The organism is Caballeronia sp. LZ028 (assembly GCF_031451415.1).
GTDB lineage: Bacteria > Pseudomonadota > Gammaproteobacteria > Burkholderiales > Burkholderiaceae > Caballeronia > Caballeronia zhejiangensis.
Genome location: NZ_JARUXN010000001.1, coordinates 1713414 through 1729281 on the forward strand (window position 1 = coordinate 1713414; position 15868 = coordinate 1729281).

Sequence of the window (15868 nt, forward strand, 5' to 3'; positions counted from 1 at the left end):
AGCCTGCTTGAGCGCGGCCACGATCTGCTCCACCGAATATTGCTTGCGCTTCATCGCCAACCTCCCGTTCCTATTGGGAAAATTGCCTCCGAAACACTAGCACTCATTTGTGTCCAGGATTTCTAGAGCAGATCAAAGAAAGCGGGGCTTTTTTGCTTTGCTACGCCGCTACGAGACGGCAAGCACGATGCTTACAGGCAAGCCTGAATATCGCCGGTTGCCTGACTGCCGGCAGCGCCCGAGGCGCGGAAACCGACCCACGTACCGGAGCCCGAGCGCGCTGGCTGCACCACCGCGGCGGCGCCATTCGGCGGCTGCTGGCCGGGCACATAGACGTCGACGCCCTGATTGTTGGCGAGCGTGTTCTGCGACACGACCTGCTGCTGTGACTTTTCGGCCCACTTTTGCGCGATGCACTGCGCGACGACATTGGGCGCCTGCTTGCTCATGCCGACTTGTTGCACGTTGGCGGGCGGCTGTGCGGCACAAGCCGAGAGCGCGACGGCCAGGCCGAGGAGAGGGATAAGTTTCACGTGACCTCCTTGTAGAGTCGCTCACGAGACGAGCGGGTTATAAGAGTTACGCGAAAGTCTCAGATATCTGAATCGTGGCCGTGTTCCGCGTTGGTTCTGCAAGAGCTGTCGCGGCCAGCGTCGTCCTAATGCGACGCACTGGCGCCCAGCAAGGGTTTCAAGGTTGGCCAGACGTTTTCCAACAGCAAAGGCTGGGCCTGCACCGTCGGATGAATCTGGTCCGCCTGGAACATGGCGGGCTTGTCAGCGATGCCGGCAAGCAGGAACGGCACGAGCGGCACGTTCTTCTCCTTCGCGATGCGCTCATAGACGGCGTGGAACTTTTGCGTATAGTCCGGGCCGTAATTGGGCGGGACGTACATGCCGATGAGTAAAACCTTCGCATGCGCGGCCTGCGAGGCATCGACGATGCTGCGCAGATTCGTCTCCGTCGTCGCGAGCGGCACGCCGCGCAGCGCATCGTTCGCGCCGAGTTCGACGATCACGACCGCGGGCTTCAGGCGAGAAAGCACCGCGGTCAATCGTGCGCGCCCGCCGCTCGTGGTGTCCCCGCTGATGCTCGAATTGGCGACGCTATAATCGAAACGCTCCTTCGCAAGCTTGTCGCGCAAGAGGTTGACCCAGCCGGTGTCGCGCGGCAGGCCGTATTCGGCCGACAGGCTGTCGCCCAGCACGACGATCGCGGGCTTCGGTTGCGCTGCGGCTTGCGCATCGGCGGCATGCGCTGTCGCCGAACATGCCGCCATCAACAGGATCGCCGGCACGAGGCCGCGCAAGTTAATTTTCAGAGTGTCCATGCAAAACAATATCGAGCCGGTCATCGAAGTTCGGGGGTTAAGCAAGCGAGTGAAGGACGCAACGGGCGAGCTCACGATTCTCGATCAGATCGATCTGTCGATCGCGAAGGGCAGCAGCGTCGCGATCGTCGGTGCATCGGGCTCGGGCAAGTCGACATTGCTCGGCCTGCTCGCCGGATTGGACAGCGCGAGCGAGGGCTCGGTTCGTCTGCTCGGCAAGGAGCTGTCGACCCTGAACGAAGACGAACGGGCCGCGCTCAGAAGCGGCGCGGTCGGCTTCGTGTTTCAGTCGTTCCAGTTGATGCCGCATCTGACCGCGCTCGAAAACGTGATGCTGCCGCTCGAACTGCGCGCCGAGATGCCGCACGGCGAGATCGCGGCGCGCGCCCGCTCGCTTCTCGATCAGGTCGGTCTCGCGCAGCGCACGGGCCACTATCCGAAGCTGCTTTCCGGCGGCGAACAGCAGCGCGTCGCGCTCGCGCGTGCCTTCGTCACGCATCCGGCCGTGCTCTTCGCCGACGAACCCACGGGCAGCCTCGATGCCGCCACGGGCTACGCGATCATCGACCTGATGTTCGAGATGAACCGCCGCAACGGCGCGACGCTCGTGCTCGTCACGCACGACGCCGAACTCGCCGAGCGCTGCGACGCGACAGTGACGATCGAAGCGGGGCGGCTCGTCAACGGCATCGGCGTATAAAAAAACCCGCGACGCCGAAGCGCCGCGGGCCACCTTCTTCAACGCGCGCTTCAGCGCTTCAAAGCCTCGCGCGCACGCGCGATCAACGCGGATGTCGACGAATCGTGCTTGGCCGGATCGGCGCTCGCGGCGGTGATATCGGCCTCGACGACCTTGCCGAGAATCTTGCCGAGCTCCACGCCCCACTGATCGAACGAGTTGATGTCCCACACCGTGCCCTGCACCAGCACCTTGTGCTCGTAGAGCGCGATGAGCGCGCCGAGCGACTGGGGCGTGAGCGCGTCGAGCATGATGGTCGTCGTCGGACGGTTGCCGGGGAAGCTCAGATGCGTCGCCAGTTCCTCCTTGCCCGGACCCGCGACCTTCTTCGCTTCTTCGAGCGTGCGGCCGAGCATGAGCGCCTCGCTCTGCGCGAAGCAGTTGGCGAGCAGCTTCGCGTGATGATCGACGAGCGGATGCTCCGGCGTCAGCACGGCGATGAAGTCGATCGGAATGATCGTCGGCCCTTGATGCAGCATCTGGAAGAACGCGTGCTGGCCGTTCGTGCCAGGCTCGCCCCAGATCACGGCGGCGGTCGGGTAATCGACCATCTTGCCGTCGAGACGCGCCGACTTGCCGTTGCTCTCCATTTCGAGCTGCTGAAGATACGAAGGCAGATAGTGCAGCGCCTGCGAATACGGCGCGACGAGATCGCTCTGCGAACCGAAGAAATTGCGATACCAGATGCCGATCATGCCCATCAGCACCGGCAGGTTCTTGTCGAGCGGCGCGGTGCGGAAGTGCTCGTCCATCGCGGCCGCGCCTTGCAGCAGCGCGTCGAAATTCTGCGGACCCACCGACAGCATGATCGACAGCCCCACCGCCGACCACAGCGAGTAGCGTCCGCCTACCCAGTCCCACATCTCGAAGACGTTTTCCTTCGCGATGCCGAACTTGACCACTTCAGCCGGATTCGCCGACACGCCGACGAAATGCTTCGCGAGCTGATCTTCGGGGCAGCCGGACTTCAGGAACCAGTCGCGCATCGAATGCGCGTTCGTCATCGTTTCGAGCGTCGTGAAGGTCTTTGAGACGACGATCGCGAGCGTTTCTTCGGCGTCGACTTGCTGAAGGACGTTCCAGAGATCCGCGCCGTCGACATTCGATACGAAATGCGTGTCCAGATCCTTCGACGCCAGATGATGCAGCGCGTGGACGACCATCTTCGGCCCGAGATCCGATCCGCCGATGCCGATATTCACAACATGGCGAATGCGCTTGCCGGTATAGCCCGTCCACGAGCCGTCGCGAACCTTGTCGGCGAAGGCGGCCATCTTGGCCTTTTCCTTCTGCACCTGTTCGTGGAAGGGCGCATCCGGCGACTGCGCGCGCAGCGCGGTATGCAGCACGGCGCGATGTTCGGTGATGTTGACGATATCGCCACGGAACATCGCGTCGCGGCGTTCGGTGACTTTGGCCTGCTGCGCGACTTCGACGAGCAGCTTGAGCGTTTCGTCCTTCACGCGGTTCTTCGAAAAGTCGATGGCGAGGCCGCCGCCCGCGAAAGTGAGACGCTCGGCGCGCGTCGGCGCGGTGTCGTTCTGCGGCGCGAACCAGTCGCGCAGGCGCTCGCCGGAGATGGCATCGTAATGCGTCTGGAGCGCCGACCAGGCAGGAAGCGAGTTGAGCATCGAGTTTTGGGTCATGAGCGGTCCGTTAGTCTGAAGGTGACAGAGGAATACGTTCGTGCGATTGCGGCTCGCCTGCCTGTGTGTCGTGTCTGGTGAACGCGACTGAAGCAGATGTGAGCGGCCGCGGTTGCCCGAATCAAAAAAGAGTATAGCGACGATGCATGAACGGATGCTTGCAAAGCGTCACGGCGGCCTTGCAATGGGACGCGCGAAAACCGTCAGTTGCGCGCGTGCTCCGCGTAAAAGCGGCGGTTGATGAGACTTCGCACGACGGGCGCGAGTTCTCCGGCAGTCAATCCGGCCGGGCCGATGCCGCCGTCGCTGAGCGTCTGCGCGGCGAGGCCGTGCAGCCAGACGCCCGCGAGCGCCGCTTCGTATGCAGGGAGCTTCTGCGCGAGCAATGCTCCGATCAATCCGCCGAGCACGTCGCCGGTGCCGCCCGTGGCGAGTCCCGCGTTGCCGGTCGGATTGACGGCGACGCGGCCATCGGGCGACGCGATCACGGTGCCGGAGCCCTTGAGCACCGCAATGGCCGCATAGCGCGCGGCGAGCTGGCGCGCGGCCGCGATGCGATCGGCCTGAACGGCTTTCGCGTCGGTTTGCAATAGACGCGCGGCTTCCAGCGGATGCGGCGTGAGGATGCACGGATCGCCCTGCGCGCCGCGCGCCGCGACGGCGGAGGCGAGCGCGTCGTCTTTCGCGATGAGATTGAGCGCGTCGGCATCGAGCAATTTCGGGACATCGAGCTTCAGCGCGTCGGTCAGCACCGTCTTGGCGCGCTCGCTCGGGCCCATGCCGCAGCCGATGGCGAGCGCGTCCATCCTGTCGAGCGCGAGGTCATCGACGTGATGCAGCATCAGCTCGGGATGCGGCGGATCGTAAGGCGGAAAGCCTTCGCCCAGAAACGCGACGTGCACCTTGCCCGCGCCGCCGTAGAGCGCCATGCGCGCGGCGAGAACCGGCGCGCCGCACATGCCGGTATCGCCGCCGACCACCGCGAGCGAGCCGAACGTGCCTTTGTTGGTCGCGTTGTCGCGTGGCGGCATGCATGCGCCGAATAGTGCGGGCGCGTTGAGCACGATCGACGGCGCCGCGCTCGCATCGACTTCCAGCGTCGAAACGAAAAGGCGTCCCGTCAGATCGCGGCCCAGCGACGTGAAATGCCCCGGCTTCGCGCCGATGAAGGTGATCGTGTCCGTTGCGCGCACGGCTTCGCCGCCGTTCACGGGCGCGCCGGTGTCGCTGTTCAGGCCGCTCGGGACGTCGAGCGCGAGCACGCGCCCCGACGCGCGCGCGCGGCGCGTCATGCGCGCGGCGATTTCCGCGAACACGCCTTCGAGCGGCCGCGTGAGACCGATGCCGAACATGCCGTCGACGAGCCAGCCGAAGCCGTCGAACGAGGCGGGCGGCTTGTCGTCGATCGAGACGCCGGCCGCGCGCGCCGCGTCGAGCGCCCAGCGCGCGTCGTCGGGCTTCACTTCGACGGGCATGCACACGCGCACCGGAATGCCCGCGCGATGCAGGCGCTCGGCCATCACGAGCGCGTCGCCGCCGTTGTTGCCGGGGCCGGCCGCGAGCCACACCGGCAACGCACGCGAATCCGGATCGTGCTCCAGCGCATCGATGACGCATTGCGCGGCGGCCGCGCCCGCGCGCGCCATCAGCGTATGCGGCGGCAGCGCGGCGGCTGCGCGCGCTTCGAGCGTGCGCAGCTCGGCGAGCGTCAGAAGCGTGAGCGGATCGTCTTTGGGAGTGAAATAGGGCGAGCGGGCAGCGGTCATGGCGGCGGGCGGGAAAGCGCTTTGGAAACCCGGCGTCCGCAGCATTCGTGCCCGTCGCAGCGCGCTGTTAGAAGCGTTCGGGGCTCAGCGCGGCAAGGGTATCGGCGGGAACATCGGGCGTAACGCCGGAAATGAGATCCGCGATCACTTTAGCAGACCCGCACGCGAGGCCCCAGCCCGCCGGGCCGTGCGCGGCGTTCACGAAAAGCCGCGGATGGCGCGTCGCGCCGACGAGCGGCAGGCCGTCGGCGGTGACGAGGCGCAGCCCTTCCCACGCGCGCGCAGCGGAGACGCGCGCCGCGCCCGGAATCCAGTCGTGCGTGCCTTGGCCGAGCAGATCGAGCGCGCGGCGCGAGAGCGAGGCGTCGAGCGGCTTGTCGGCCTTGGACGCGCTCTGGAACACGCCCGCGCCGCCCACGCGCAGCCGCTGGTTGATGCGCGTCATCGTGATGCGCTTGATCGAATCGACGACCGTCAGATGCGGCGCGCGCTCCTCGTACGCGACGGGCGCGGTGAGCGTATGCACGCGCAGCGGAAAGAGCGACGACGCCGACTTGGAGCCGCCGATGAGCCCCGGCGTGCCCGTGCCCGCCGCGACGACGATGGCGTCCGCCGTGATGAGCTCGACATCGGCGCTGCGCTTTTTGCCTTCGTGGGGACCGGCGAGCTGGACGGCCGCGCGGCCATCGTCCAGACGCAGCGACGCCACCGCGCGATGCATGCGGAACTGCACGCCGCCGTCTTCGAGCACCTGCTTCAGTTGCTTGGTGAAGAGCGGGCAGTTCGCGGTGCGCTCGTCGGGCAGCAGCACGCCGCCCGCGAATTCCGGGAAATCCGGCACGGAAGGCTCGATGGCGACGCATTCTTCGGGCGTCAGCAGTTGATGCGCAACGCCGCAACTTCTGAGCAGATCGATGGCCGGCTGCGCGTCTTCGAGCTCGCGCGGCTGCCTGAAGACGTGCAGCACGCCGCGGCGCTGCTCGAAATCGAGTTCCAGCCGGCTTTCGATGTCCGCGAGCACGCGCCGCGACACATCGACGAGCGGCTGCAGATGTGCGTACTGCGCCGCGAACGCCTCGGGATCGCGCAGCGTCGCGAGCTGCTTCAGAAAATCGCGCGCGGCCGAGTCGAAGCCGGTCTTGACCACCATGCCGCTTTGCTTCGAGCGGCTCGACGCCATGAACGTCGGCCCGAACCAGACATCGAGCGGCGAGGGCAGCAGCGCGCCGCCCTGGCCGTAGGTGGCGCCTTGCGCGACGGTCGCGTGGCGCTCGACCACGCACACGCGATGACCGGCCGCATGTAATTGACAGGCGGTGGCGATGCCGGCGATTCCTCCGCCGATGACGATGACATCCATGACTTTTTGTGCCCGAAGGCGCGAGATTGCAGTGCGGCGTGACGCTCGGGCACGGACGCCCGGCTGCTGCGTTGACGGTGAAACGACAGGCTGGCGGCGTGATTCGGCACGCGCCGTACCCGGAGAAAGCGCGCCATGATAGCGCCAAAATCGTTTGCGGGGGACGGCGAGCCGGGCGCTCATGCGGCCCGCGGCACGCTCGATCCCCGATGGCCGGCCCGGCGCGGACAATTTCGGGATGCGCGACGATCCGTTTCGCGTCGCCGCTGCACCGTGGCGCGCCACGCGGACGGACCGCCCCGGCCGATTTCGAGACGCTTCCGGGTTATAATCGCGGTCTTCCTTTCGCCTCACGCCGTTTAGCGTGCTCGAGTCCGAATTTGCGAATATCCGGTTTGCAAAAAGCGATCGAGCGTCGCGCGAGCGGCACACAGACGTCATCGACGCACCGTCACAATGGCCCACTTCTCGTGTTTCCCCGGCGCTTCGGCCCTCTCCGATTTCCGTCAGACCCGCCTTCTCGAAACGCTCGCCCGCATCGACGCGAACATCGTCGGCGTGCGCGGCCAGTTCCTGCATTTCGTCAACGCGTCCGAGCCGCTCACCGACGATGACAACAGCCGCATCGCCGCGCTGATGCACTACGGCGCGCCGTTCGCGGACTCGAAAGAGCGCGGTCATGTCGAGACGTTCATGGTCGTGCCGCGCTTCGGCACGGTCTCGCCGTGGGCGAGCAAGGCGACCGACATCGCGCATCACTGCGGCCTCGAGAAAGTGCGTCGCATCGAGCGCGGCGTCGAATTCTCGGTCGTCATGAAAAGCGGCTTCCTCGGCGGCAAGAAGGCGCTGTCGGACGAAGCGCGCGCGGCCGTCGCGGATGCGCTGCACGACCGCATGACGGAAAGCGTCGCGGCATCGCGCGACCAGGCGCTGCATCTCTTCGACGAGCTGCCCGCGAAGCCTTTGCAGACCGTCGACATCATCGGCACGGGCCGCCGTGCGCTCGAGGCCGCGAACGCCGAGCTCGGCCTCGCGCTCGCGGAAGACGAGATCGACTATCTCGTGAACGCGTTCGAGAGCCTGAAGCGCAATCCGACCGACGTCGAACTGATGATGTTCGCGCAGGCCAACAGCGAGCATTGCCGCCACAAGATCTTCAATGGCGAATGGACCATCGACGGCGAAAAGCAGGACATGTCGCTGTTCCAGATGATCCGCAACACGGAAAAGCTGAATCACGCGGGCACGATCGTCGCGTATTCGGACAATTCGGCGATCATGGAGGGCGGCGTCGCGGAACGCTGGTTCCCGCGCGGCGCCGACGAGCAGTACCGGCGCAACGTGGAATTGACCCACACGCTGATGAAGGTCGAAACGCACAATCACCCGACCGCGATTTCCCCGTTCGCGGGCGCGGCGACGGGCTCGGGCGGCGAAATCCGCGATGAAGGCGCGACGGGCCGCGGCGCGCGTCCGAAGGCCGGTCTCGCGGGCTTCACCGTGTCGAACCTCGATCTGCCCGACGCGCGCGAAAAGTGGGAAAACGACCGCGACGCCGCCGTGCCGCTCACGCAACGCAATCCGTCCGACGAGCACGCGCCGTATGGCCGCCCGGACCGCATCGCGTCGCCGCTGCAGATCATGATCGACGGCCCGATCGGCGCTGCCGCGTTCAACAACGAATTCGGCCGCCCGAACCTCGGCGGCTATTTCCGCACCTACGAGCAGAACGTCGCGGGCCGCGTGCGCGGCTATCACAAGCCGATCATGATCGCGGGCGGCATCGGCAATATTTCGGATCAGCACACGCACAAGCTCGACCTGCCGGCCGGCACGCTCCTGATCCAGATCGGCGGGCCGGGCATGCGTATCGGCATGGGCGGTGGCGCGGCATCGTCGATGGCGACGGGCGCGAACACCGCCGAACTCGATTTCGACTCGGTCCAGCGCGGCAATCCGGAAATCCAGCGGCGCGCGCAGGAAGTCATCAATACGTGCTGGCAGTTGGGCGAGGGCAATCCGATCCTGTCGATCCACGACGTCGGCGCGGGCGGCATCTCGAACGCGTTCCCGGAACTCGTCGATGGCGCGGGCAAGGGCGCGCGCTTCGAGTTGCGCAAGGTTCAGCTCGAGGAAAGCGGTCTGTCGCCGCGCGAAATCTGGTCGAACGAGGCGCAAGAGCGTTACGTGCTGGCGATTTCGCCCGCCGATCTGCCCGCGTTCCAGGCGATTTGCGAGCGCGAACGCTGCCCGGTGGCGGTCGTCGGCGTGGCGACGGACGAACGTCAGCTGAAGCTGATCGACGACGCCAACGAAGGCCAGGAACCCGTCGACATGCCGATGGACGTGCTGCTCGGCAAGCCGCCCAAGATGCATCGCGATGTGAAGCGTGAGAATGCGCAATTCACGCCCGTCGACGTGACGGGTCTGTCGCTGTCCGAAGTCGCTGTCGACCTGCTCAAGCATCCGACGGTCGCGAGCAAGTCGTTCCTCATCACGATCGGCGACCGTTCGGTCGGCGGCACGACCGCGCGCGACCAGTTCGTCGGTCCGTGGCAGGTGCCCGTCGCCGATTGCGCGATCACGACGATGGATTACGCGGGCTTTCGCGGCGAAGCGATGACGATGGCCGAGCGCACGCCGCTCGCCGTCATCGACGCGCCCGCGTCCGGCCGCATGGCAGTGGGCGAGGCGGTGACGAACATCGCGTCCGCGCCGATCGAATCGCTCAACAAGCTGAAGCTCTCCGCGAACTGGATGGCCGCGTGCGGCAGCGCCGGCGAAGACGCCGCGCTCTACGACACCGTTAAGGCGATCGGCATGGAACTGTGCCCGGCGCTCGGCATCAGCATTCCCGTCGGCAAGGATTCGCTGTCCATGCGCACCAAGTGGCAGGACGCACGCGGCGGCGCGCGCGAAGTGGTGTCGCCGGTGTCGCTCATCATCTCGGCGTTCGCGCCGGTCGAGGACGTGCGCCGGCATCTCACGCCGCAACTCGTCGACGATACCGACACGGTGCTGATCTCGATCGATCTCGGGCGTGGCCGCAACCGCATGGGCGGCAGCATTCTCGCGCAGGTCACGCAGCAGGTCGGCGACGCAGTGCCCGATGTCGACGATCCCGAAGACCTCAAGCGCTTCTTCGCGGCGATCCAGGCTTTGAATGCCGATGGCAAGCTGCTTGCCTATCACGACCGCTCGGACGGCGGCCTGTGGGCGACGGTCTGCGAAATGGCGTTCGCGGGGCATGTGGGCGTGTCGCTGAACATCGACATGCTGACGCTCGACGCCGATCACGAATCCGATTACGGCGACGCCAAAGACTGGGCCAAGCAGACGAGCGGCCGCCGCGACGACCGCACGATCCGCGCGCTGTTCTCGGAAGAGCTCGGCGCGGTCGTGCAGGTGCGCGCATCGGATCGCGACGCGGTGCTCGGCGCGCTGCGCGAACACGGTTTGTCGGCGTGCTCGCATGTGATCGGCAAGCCGAACCGGAGCGGCGCGGTCGAAATCTATCGCGACGCGAAGAAGATTTTCGATGCGCCGCGCGTCGAGTTGCATCGCGCGTGGAGCGAAGTGAGCTGGCGCATCGCGCGTCTGCGCGACAACCCGGCCTGCGCCGACGCCGAATACGACGCGCTGCTCGACGCCGCCGATCCTGGCATCGCGCCGGTGCTGACCTTCGATCCGGCGGAAGACGTCGCTGCGCCGTTCATCGCGACGGGCAAGCGTCCGCGTGTCGCGATCCTGCGTGAACAGGGCGTGAACTCGCATCTGGAAACGGCATACGCGTTCGATCGCGCCGGCTTCGATGCACACGACGTCCACATGAGCGACCTGCTCGAAGGGCGCGCCACGCTCGCCGATTTCGCGGGCGCGGTCGCGTGCGGCGGCTTCTCGTACGGCGACGTGCTCGGCGCGGGCGAGGGCTGGGCGAAGACGATCCGCTTCAACGCGAAGCTCGCCGACATGTTCGCGGCGTTCTTCGCGCGTCCGGATACCTTCGCGCTCGGCATCTGCAACGGCTGCCAGATGATGTCGAGCCTCGCGTCGATCATCCCGGGCGCGGAAAGCTGGCCGAAGTTCACGCGCAACAAGTCGGAGCAGTTCGAGGCGCGTTTCTCGCTCGTCGAAGTGCAGAATTCGCCGTCGATCTTCTTCGCGGGCATGGAAGGCTCGCGCATTCCGGTGGCGGTCGCGCACGGCGAAGGTTTCGCTGACTTTTCGCAGCAAGGCGATCCGGCGCAGGCGCTCGTCGCGATGCGATACGTCGATCATCGCGGCAATGCGACGGAGCAGTATCCGTTCAATCCGAACGGATCGCCGCAGGGCATTACGTCCGTGACGACGCCCGATGGCCGCTTCACCGTGCTGATGCCGCACATGGAACGCGTGCATCGCAACGTGCAGATGAGCTGGACGCCCGACGACTGGACCACCGACGGCAGCCCGTGGCTGCGCGTGTTCCAGAACGCGCGACGCTTCCTCGGCTAATCGCGCATCGTCGCATGGCTGGACCGAACACCCCGAAGCTGACGCTTCGGGGTGTTTTTATTTTTGAGCCCGTTCCATAACACTGCCTTCCGGCAAATATCCCAAAATAATCAACGCGTAAGTTGCGGGTATAGTGCTTCGGCGCGTCGCGAGGCGCGTTCGACCACGGAGGAGAAATGAGGCAGTTGCCATCAAAATATTTAGGTATACGGAATTTATTGGCGATGACGGTCATCGCGTCGTCGTGTCTCGTCGCGGCGTGCGGCGACAGCTCGGATTCGGGTTCGGCCAATCTCTCGCCGACGGCGCGCGCGGCGGCGCTCGGCGAGAACCTGATGGTGCGCGTGGACATCGACGGCAACGATGCCGCGAAGTCCGGCACGAACTGCGCCGATCTCGGCGCCGACTGGGCCAGTTGCGCGCGCGGCAAGCTGATTCTCGAAAACACCGGCAGCCGCAGTCTCCCGGCAGGCGGCTGGACGCTGTACGTGCACAGCATCCGGCGCATTTTGATGGTGGAACATCCGGCGTTCGCGTGGAAGCACGTCACCGGCGATCTTTACGCGCTGACGCCGCGCGCGGGCGCTTTCACGCTCGGCGCGGGCGAGCGCATCGAAGTGCCGTTCGTCGGGGAGTACTGGTATCAGCGCTACAGCGATCTGTTGCCGCGCGCGTATGTCGTGGCGGACGGCAATGCGGCGCCTGCCATCCTCAAGCACAACGATACCGACGATGAAACCCGCTACGTCGATCGCATTCCGCCGATCGCGGACGACGCAGCGGCATTCGCCGCAACGCCCGCGCAAGTGCAACGCGCACGCGCCGAAGCCGCGTTGCCATCGGCGCAGCAGACCGCCGCGCGCGCGGTGCCGGCGGTGCTGCGTTCGACGGCGGGTGAGGGCGCGGCGCAGGTCGGCGGAATCGATTTGTCGGCGTCCGGTTTGACATCGTCGCAAGTGGCGGCGCTCACGTCGCGCGCGGCGACGCTCGGTCTGACCGGCGCGGCCGTGCGCGTGAGCGGGCAGATCGCCGGAGGCGCATTGCCGGCCGATATCGCGCGCGCGGGCGGTTATCGGCTGACGATCGCGCAAGACGGCGTGAAGATCGACGCCTTCGATGCGGGCGGGCTGTTCTACGGCGTGCAGACCTTGCTCTCGCTTACGCCCGCGGGCGGCGGCAGCGTGCCGGCGATGACCATCGAAGACGCGCCGCGATACACGCATCGCGGCATGCACGTCGACGTCGCGCGCAACTTCCGTCAGCCCGCCACGTTGCGCCGTCTGATCGACCAGATGAGCGCATACAAGCTCAACCGGCTACACCTGCATCTCACCGACGATGAAGGCTGGCGCATCGAAATCCCCGGTCTGCCGGAGCTGACCGAAATCGGCGCGAAGCGTTGCCACGATCTCACGGAAACGCAGTGCTTGTTGCCGCAGCTCGGCTCCGGTCCCGACAATCGCTCGGGCGGCGGCTATCTGAGCCGCGCAGAATATGTCGCGCTGCTTCGTTATGCTGCGGATCGCTTCGTCGAAATCATTCCGGAAATCGACATGCCAGGCCACGCGCGCGCCGCGGTCGTGTCGATGGAAGCGCGTTACCAGCGTCTTGCGGCGCTCGGCAACAAGGCGGCCGCGAACGCGTACCGTCTGCTCGATCCGGCCGATACATCGAACACGACGACCGTCCAGTTCTACGACCGCCGCAGCTTCCTGAATCCGTGCTCGGACGGTGCGCAGCGTTTCGCATCGAAGGTGATCGGCGAAGTCGCGTCGATGCATCGCGAAGCGGGCGCGCCGCTTTCCGTGTGGCACTTCGGCGGCGACGAGGCTAAGAACATCCTTCTCGGCGGCGGTTTCCAGCCGCTCGACGGCACCGATCCCGGCAAGGGCCGCGTGAACCTCGCGTTGCAGGACAAGCCGTGGGGACGCTCGCCGCAGTGCGCGGCGATGATCGCGTCGGGCAAGGTTGCATCCGTCGACGAACTGCCGTCGATCTTCGCGCGCCAGGTCAGCCAGATCGTGCGCGCGAACGGCATCGGCACGATGGCCGCGTGGCAGGACGGCATCAAGCACGCGAACGGTCCGCAGGATTTCGCGACGTCGAACGTGATGGTGACGATGTGGGACACCATCTTCTGGGGCGCGTCCGACACCGTGCAGACGCTCGGCAGTCAGGGCTACAAGACGGTGCTCGCGCTGCCGGATTATCTGTACTTCGACTTCCCCTATGCCTTCGATCAGCGCGAGCGCGGGTATTACTGGGGCTCGCACGCGACGGACAGCTTCAAGACGTTCTCGCTCGCGCCTGACAATCTGCCGCAGAACGCGGAGATCATGCCCGATCGCGACGGCAAACCGTTCGAAGTGACGAGCGCTGGACCGGCGCCGCGTATCGAAGGCATTCAGGGACAAGCCTGGGCGGAAGTGATGCGTACGGATCAGCAGTTCGAGTACATGGCGTATCCGCGCTTGCTTGCGCTTGCGGAACGCGCGTGGCATCGGGCCGCGTGGGAACGTCCTTACGTGCAGGGCGAGCGCTACAAGCTCGGCGACACCGACAAGGTCGACAAGGCCGCGCTCGCAGCGGACTGGGCGGGCTTCATGAGCGTGGTGCAGAACCGCGAAATGCCGAAGCTGACGCGCTCGGGCGCGGTGGTCAGGACGAAGCTGGGCGGTTGACGGCCCATGAAACGGCAAAGCCGCCCGAAGGGCGGCTTTGTTACCAACGAACAAGCAAGCGCGCTTACTTCACCACCGCCTTGTTCCGCAAGCCTTCCTCGAACGCCTGCAGCTTTTCCTGCTGCATTTGCTGCGCGATCTGCGCCTTCACCTGATCGAACGGCGGCGGGGCGACATCACGCGCATCGTCCAGACGGATGATGTGCCAGCCGAACTGCGTCTTCACCGGCTCGGACGTCATTTCGCCCTTCTTCAGCTTCTCCGCGGCCGCGCCGAATTCAGGCACGTAAGCCGAAGGCGAGGACCAGTCCAGATCGCCGCCGTTCTTGCCCGATCCCGGGTCCTTCGAATATTGCTTCGCGAGATCTTCGAAGCTCGCACCGGCCTTGATCTTCGCAATCAGATCCTTCGCCTGCGCTTCGTCCTCGACGAGAATGTGATGCAGATGCAGTTCCTTGCCGCCGCCGTTTTGCTTGACGAGCTCCTCATAGCGCGCCTTGATCTCGGCGTCGGTCGGCGTGTTCTTCTTCACGAAATCTTCGATCAGCGCGCGCAACACCACGGTCTGCTGTGCGACGGCGACCTGCGCCTTCACGTCGGGACGCGTCGCGATGCCTTCGCGCGCGGCTTCCTGCATCAGGATTTCGCGGTTGATGAGTTCCTCGCGCACCGCCTGCTGAAGCTGCGGCGAATCCTGCTGACCTTGCGCCACGAGTTGCTTCACGAGCGCATTGGCGCGCGACGTGGGAATCGGCGTGCCGTTGACGACGGCGATGTTTTGCGCAAACGCAGGAGCAGCCGCGAATGCAGCCAGCAACACCCAGACGCGGGTTTTTTTCAAAGTCATCGGAGGTTCCTAACTGAACAAACAGACGCCTTCAAAGGCGAGATTTAAGAGGCAAGGCTTAGGGTCGAACCGCGCGCGGGTTTATTCGAATTGTTCTGCGAACTCTTGCGGCGTGTAGGCCCGGATCGCGAGCGCGTGCACGCCGCGCCGCATCTCCTCGGCCAGCGCATCATACACCAGTCGATGTCGCGCCACGCGTGCCTTGCCCGCGAAGCATTCCGCGACGATCGTCACCGTGTAATGGCTGCCGGCGGCCGCGCCCGCATGGCCCGCGTGCGCGGCGCTGTCGTCGTCGATATGCACCGACTGCGGCTGCAGCGTGGCATTCAAACGCGCTTCGAGATGCGCGATCTTGTCCGCCGCCGATGCACTCGTGAAATCGAACGATGCGCTCATTGCCCGTCCTCCTTCATGTATTTCGCAAGCCAGAAACTTTGCGCGACGATGAACAGGACGAGACAGCCCGTCGCGCCGAAGAGCTTGAAGTTCACCCACTGATCCGTCGTGAAGTTATACGCGACGAAAAGATTGACGATGCCGAGCAGCGCGAAAAACACCGCCCACGCGACATTCAACTGGCCCCATACGCGATGCGGCAACACGATCTGCTTGCCCATCATCGCTTCGATGAGATTCTTTCTGAAGCCGATCTGCGCGACGATCAGCGCGAACGCGAAGAGCCAGTAGAGCGCCGTCGGCTTCCATTTGATGAAGGTATCGTTGTGCAGCACGAGCGTCGCGCCGCCGAACACGACGACCACGCCGAGACTGACCCACAGCATCGGATCGACCTTGCGATGCCGAAACGCGACCCAGGCGATCTGCACGAGCGTCGCCGCGATCGCGACCGCCGTCGCGGTATAGATGCCCCAGACCTTGAATGCGACGAAAAAGAGAATGATCGGAAACAGATCGAACAGAAATTTCATTGGCGTGCGGACGTGATGGGCATCGGATGGATGCGAGGCGCGCGAGAAAAAAGCGCCCGCGAGAAGCGGCGGGCGC

Annotated in this window: 11 protein-coding genes; 3 read left to right on the forward strand and 8 right to left on the reverse strand. The window is 65.4% G+C overall.

The window, feature by feature from the left end; genetic code table 11:
• Positions 1-191 precede the first annotated feature (191 nt).
• Together QCE58_RS08215 and QCE58_RS08220 are read right to left on the reverse strand one after the other, a co-directional pair.
• Positions 192-533 carry a hypothetical protein gene (locus QCE58_RS08215; RefSeq protein ID WP_008349728.1) on the reverse strand — a complete coding sequence of 114 codons (342 nt, stop codon included), beginning with the start codon at positions 531-533 and terminating at the stop codon, positions 192-194.
• Between the two features lie 125 nt (positions 534-658).
• On the reverse strand, positions 659-1330 hold the full coding sequence (locus QCE58_RS08220) for an arylesterase (RefSeq protein ID WP_280519316.1): 672 nt from the start codon (positions 1328-1330) through the stop codon (positions 659-661).
• Between QCE58_RS08220 and QCE58_RS08225 the strand changes: the two genes are divergently transcribed.
• Positions 1329-2030 (forward strand): ABC transporter ATP-binding protein, encoded by a 702-nt coding sequence (locus tag QCE58_RS08225; RefSeq protein ID WP_244808072.1) that lies wholly within the window; start codon positions 1329-1331, stop codon positions 2028-2030. The two genes, QCE58_RS08220 and QCE58_RS08225, sit on opposite strands and share 2 nt — an antisense overlap.
• A 50-nt stretch (positions 2031-2080) precedes the next feature.
• Here the strand turns inward: QCE58_RS08225 and pgi are convergent, their stop codons facing one another.
• The 3 genes from pgi to QCE58_RS08240 form a co-directional block, all read right to left on the reverse strand.
• Entirely contained in the window at positions 2081-3715 is a 1635-nt protein-coding gene (pgi, locus tag QCE58_RS08230) for a glucose-6-phosphate isomerase (protein WP_175982912.1), read from the reverse strand.
• Between the two features lie 203 nt (positions 3716-3918).
• Positions 3919-5481 carry an NAD(P)H-hydrate dehydratase gene (locus QCE58_RS08235; protein WP_250521105.1) on the reverse strand — a complete coding sequence of 521 codons (1563 nt, stop codon included), beginning with the start codon at positions 5479-5481 and terminating at the stop codon, positions 3919-3921.
• Between the two features lie 67 nt (positions 5482-5548).
• Positions 5549-6841, reverse strand: a complete 1293-nt coding sequence (locus QCE58_RS08240; RefSeq protein ID WP_250502023.1) for an FAD-dependent oxidoreductase — start codon at positions 6839-6841, stop codon at positions 5549-5551.
• Positions 6842-7297: 456 nt separating this feature from the next.
• On the opposite strand from QCE58_RS08240, the gene purL reads away from it, so the two are divergent.
• The gene (gene purL, locus QCE58_RS08245; RefSeq protein WP_250521106.1) at positions 7298-11335 is read left to right on the forward strand and encodes a phosphoribosylformylglycinamidine synthase; all 4038 of its coding nucleotides are present in this window, start codon (positions 7298-7300) and stop codon (positions 11333-11335) included.
• 224 nt (positions 11336-11559) lie between these two features.
• Complete coding sequence (locus QCE58_RS08250) at positions 11560-14016, forward strand: family 20 glycosylhydrolase (RefSeq protein WP_250521107.1); 2457 nt, start codon at positions 11560-11562, stop codon at positions 14014-14016.
• 64 nt (positions 14017-14080) lie between these two features.
• On the opposite strand, the gene QCE58_RS08255 is transcribed toward QCE58_RS08250, so the two are convergent.
• The 3 genes from QCE58_RS08255 to QCE58_RS08265 form a co-directional block, all read right to left on the reverse strand.
• Complete coding sequence (locus QCE58_RS08255; RefSeq protein WP_250434687.1) at positions 14081-14863, reverse strand: peptidylprolyl isomerase; 783 nt, start codon at positions 14861-14863, stop codon at positions 14081-14083.
• Between the two features lie 81 nt (positions 14864-14944).
• Positions 14945-15259, reverse strand: a complete 315-nt coding sequence (locus QCE58_RS08260; protein WP_008349710.1) for a BolA family transcriptional regulator — start codon at positions 15257-15259, stop codon at positions 14945-14947.
• Complete coding sequence (locus QCE58_RS08265) at positions 15256-15792, reverse strand: septation protein A (RefSeq protein WP_008349709.1); 537 nt, start codon at positions 15790-15792, stop codon at positions 15256-15258. Before QCE58_RS08265 ends, QCE58_RS08260 begins: the two co-directional genes overlap by 4 nt.
• Positions 15793-15868 lie beyond the last annotated feature (76 nt).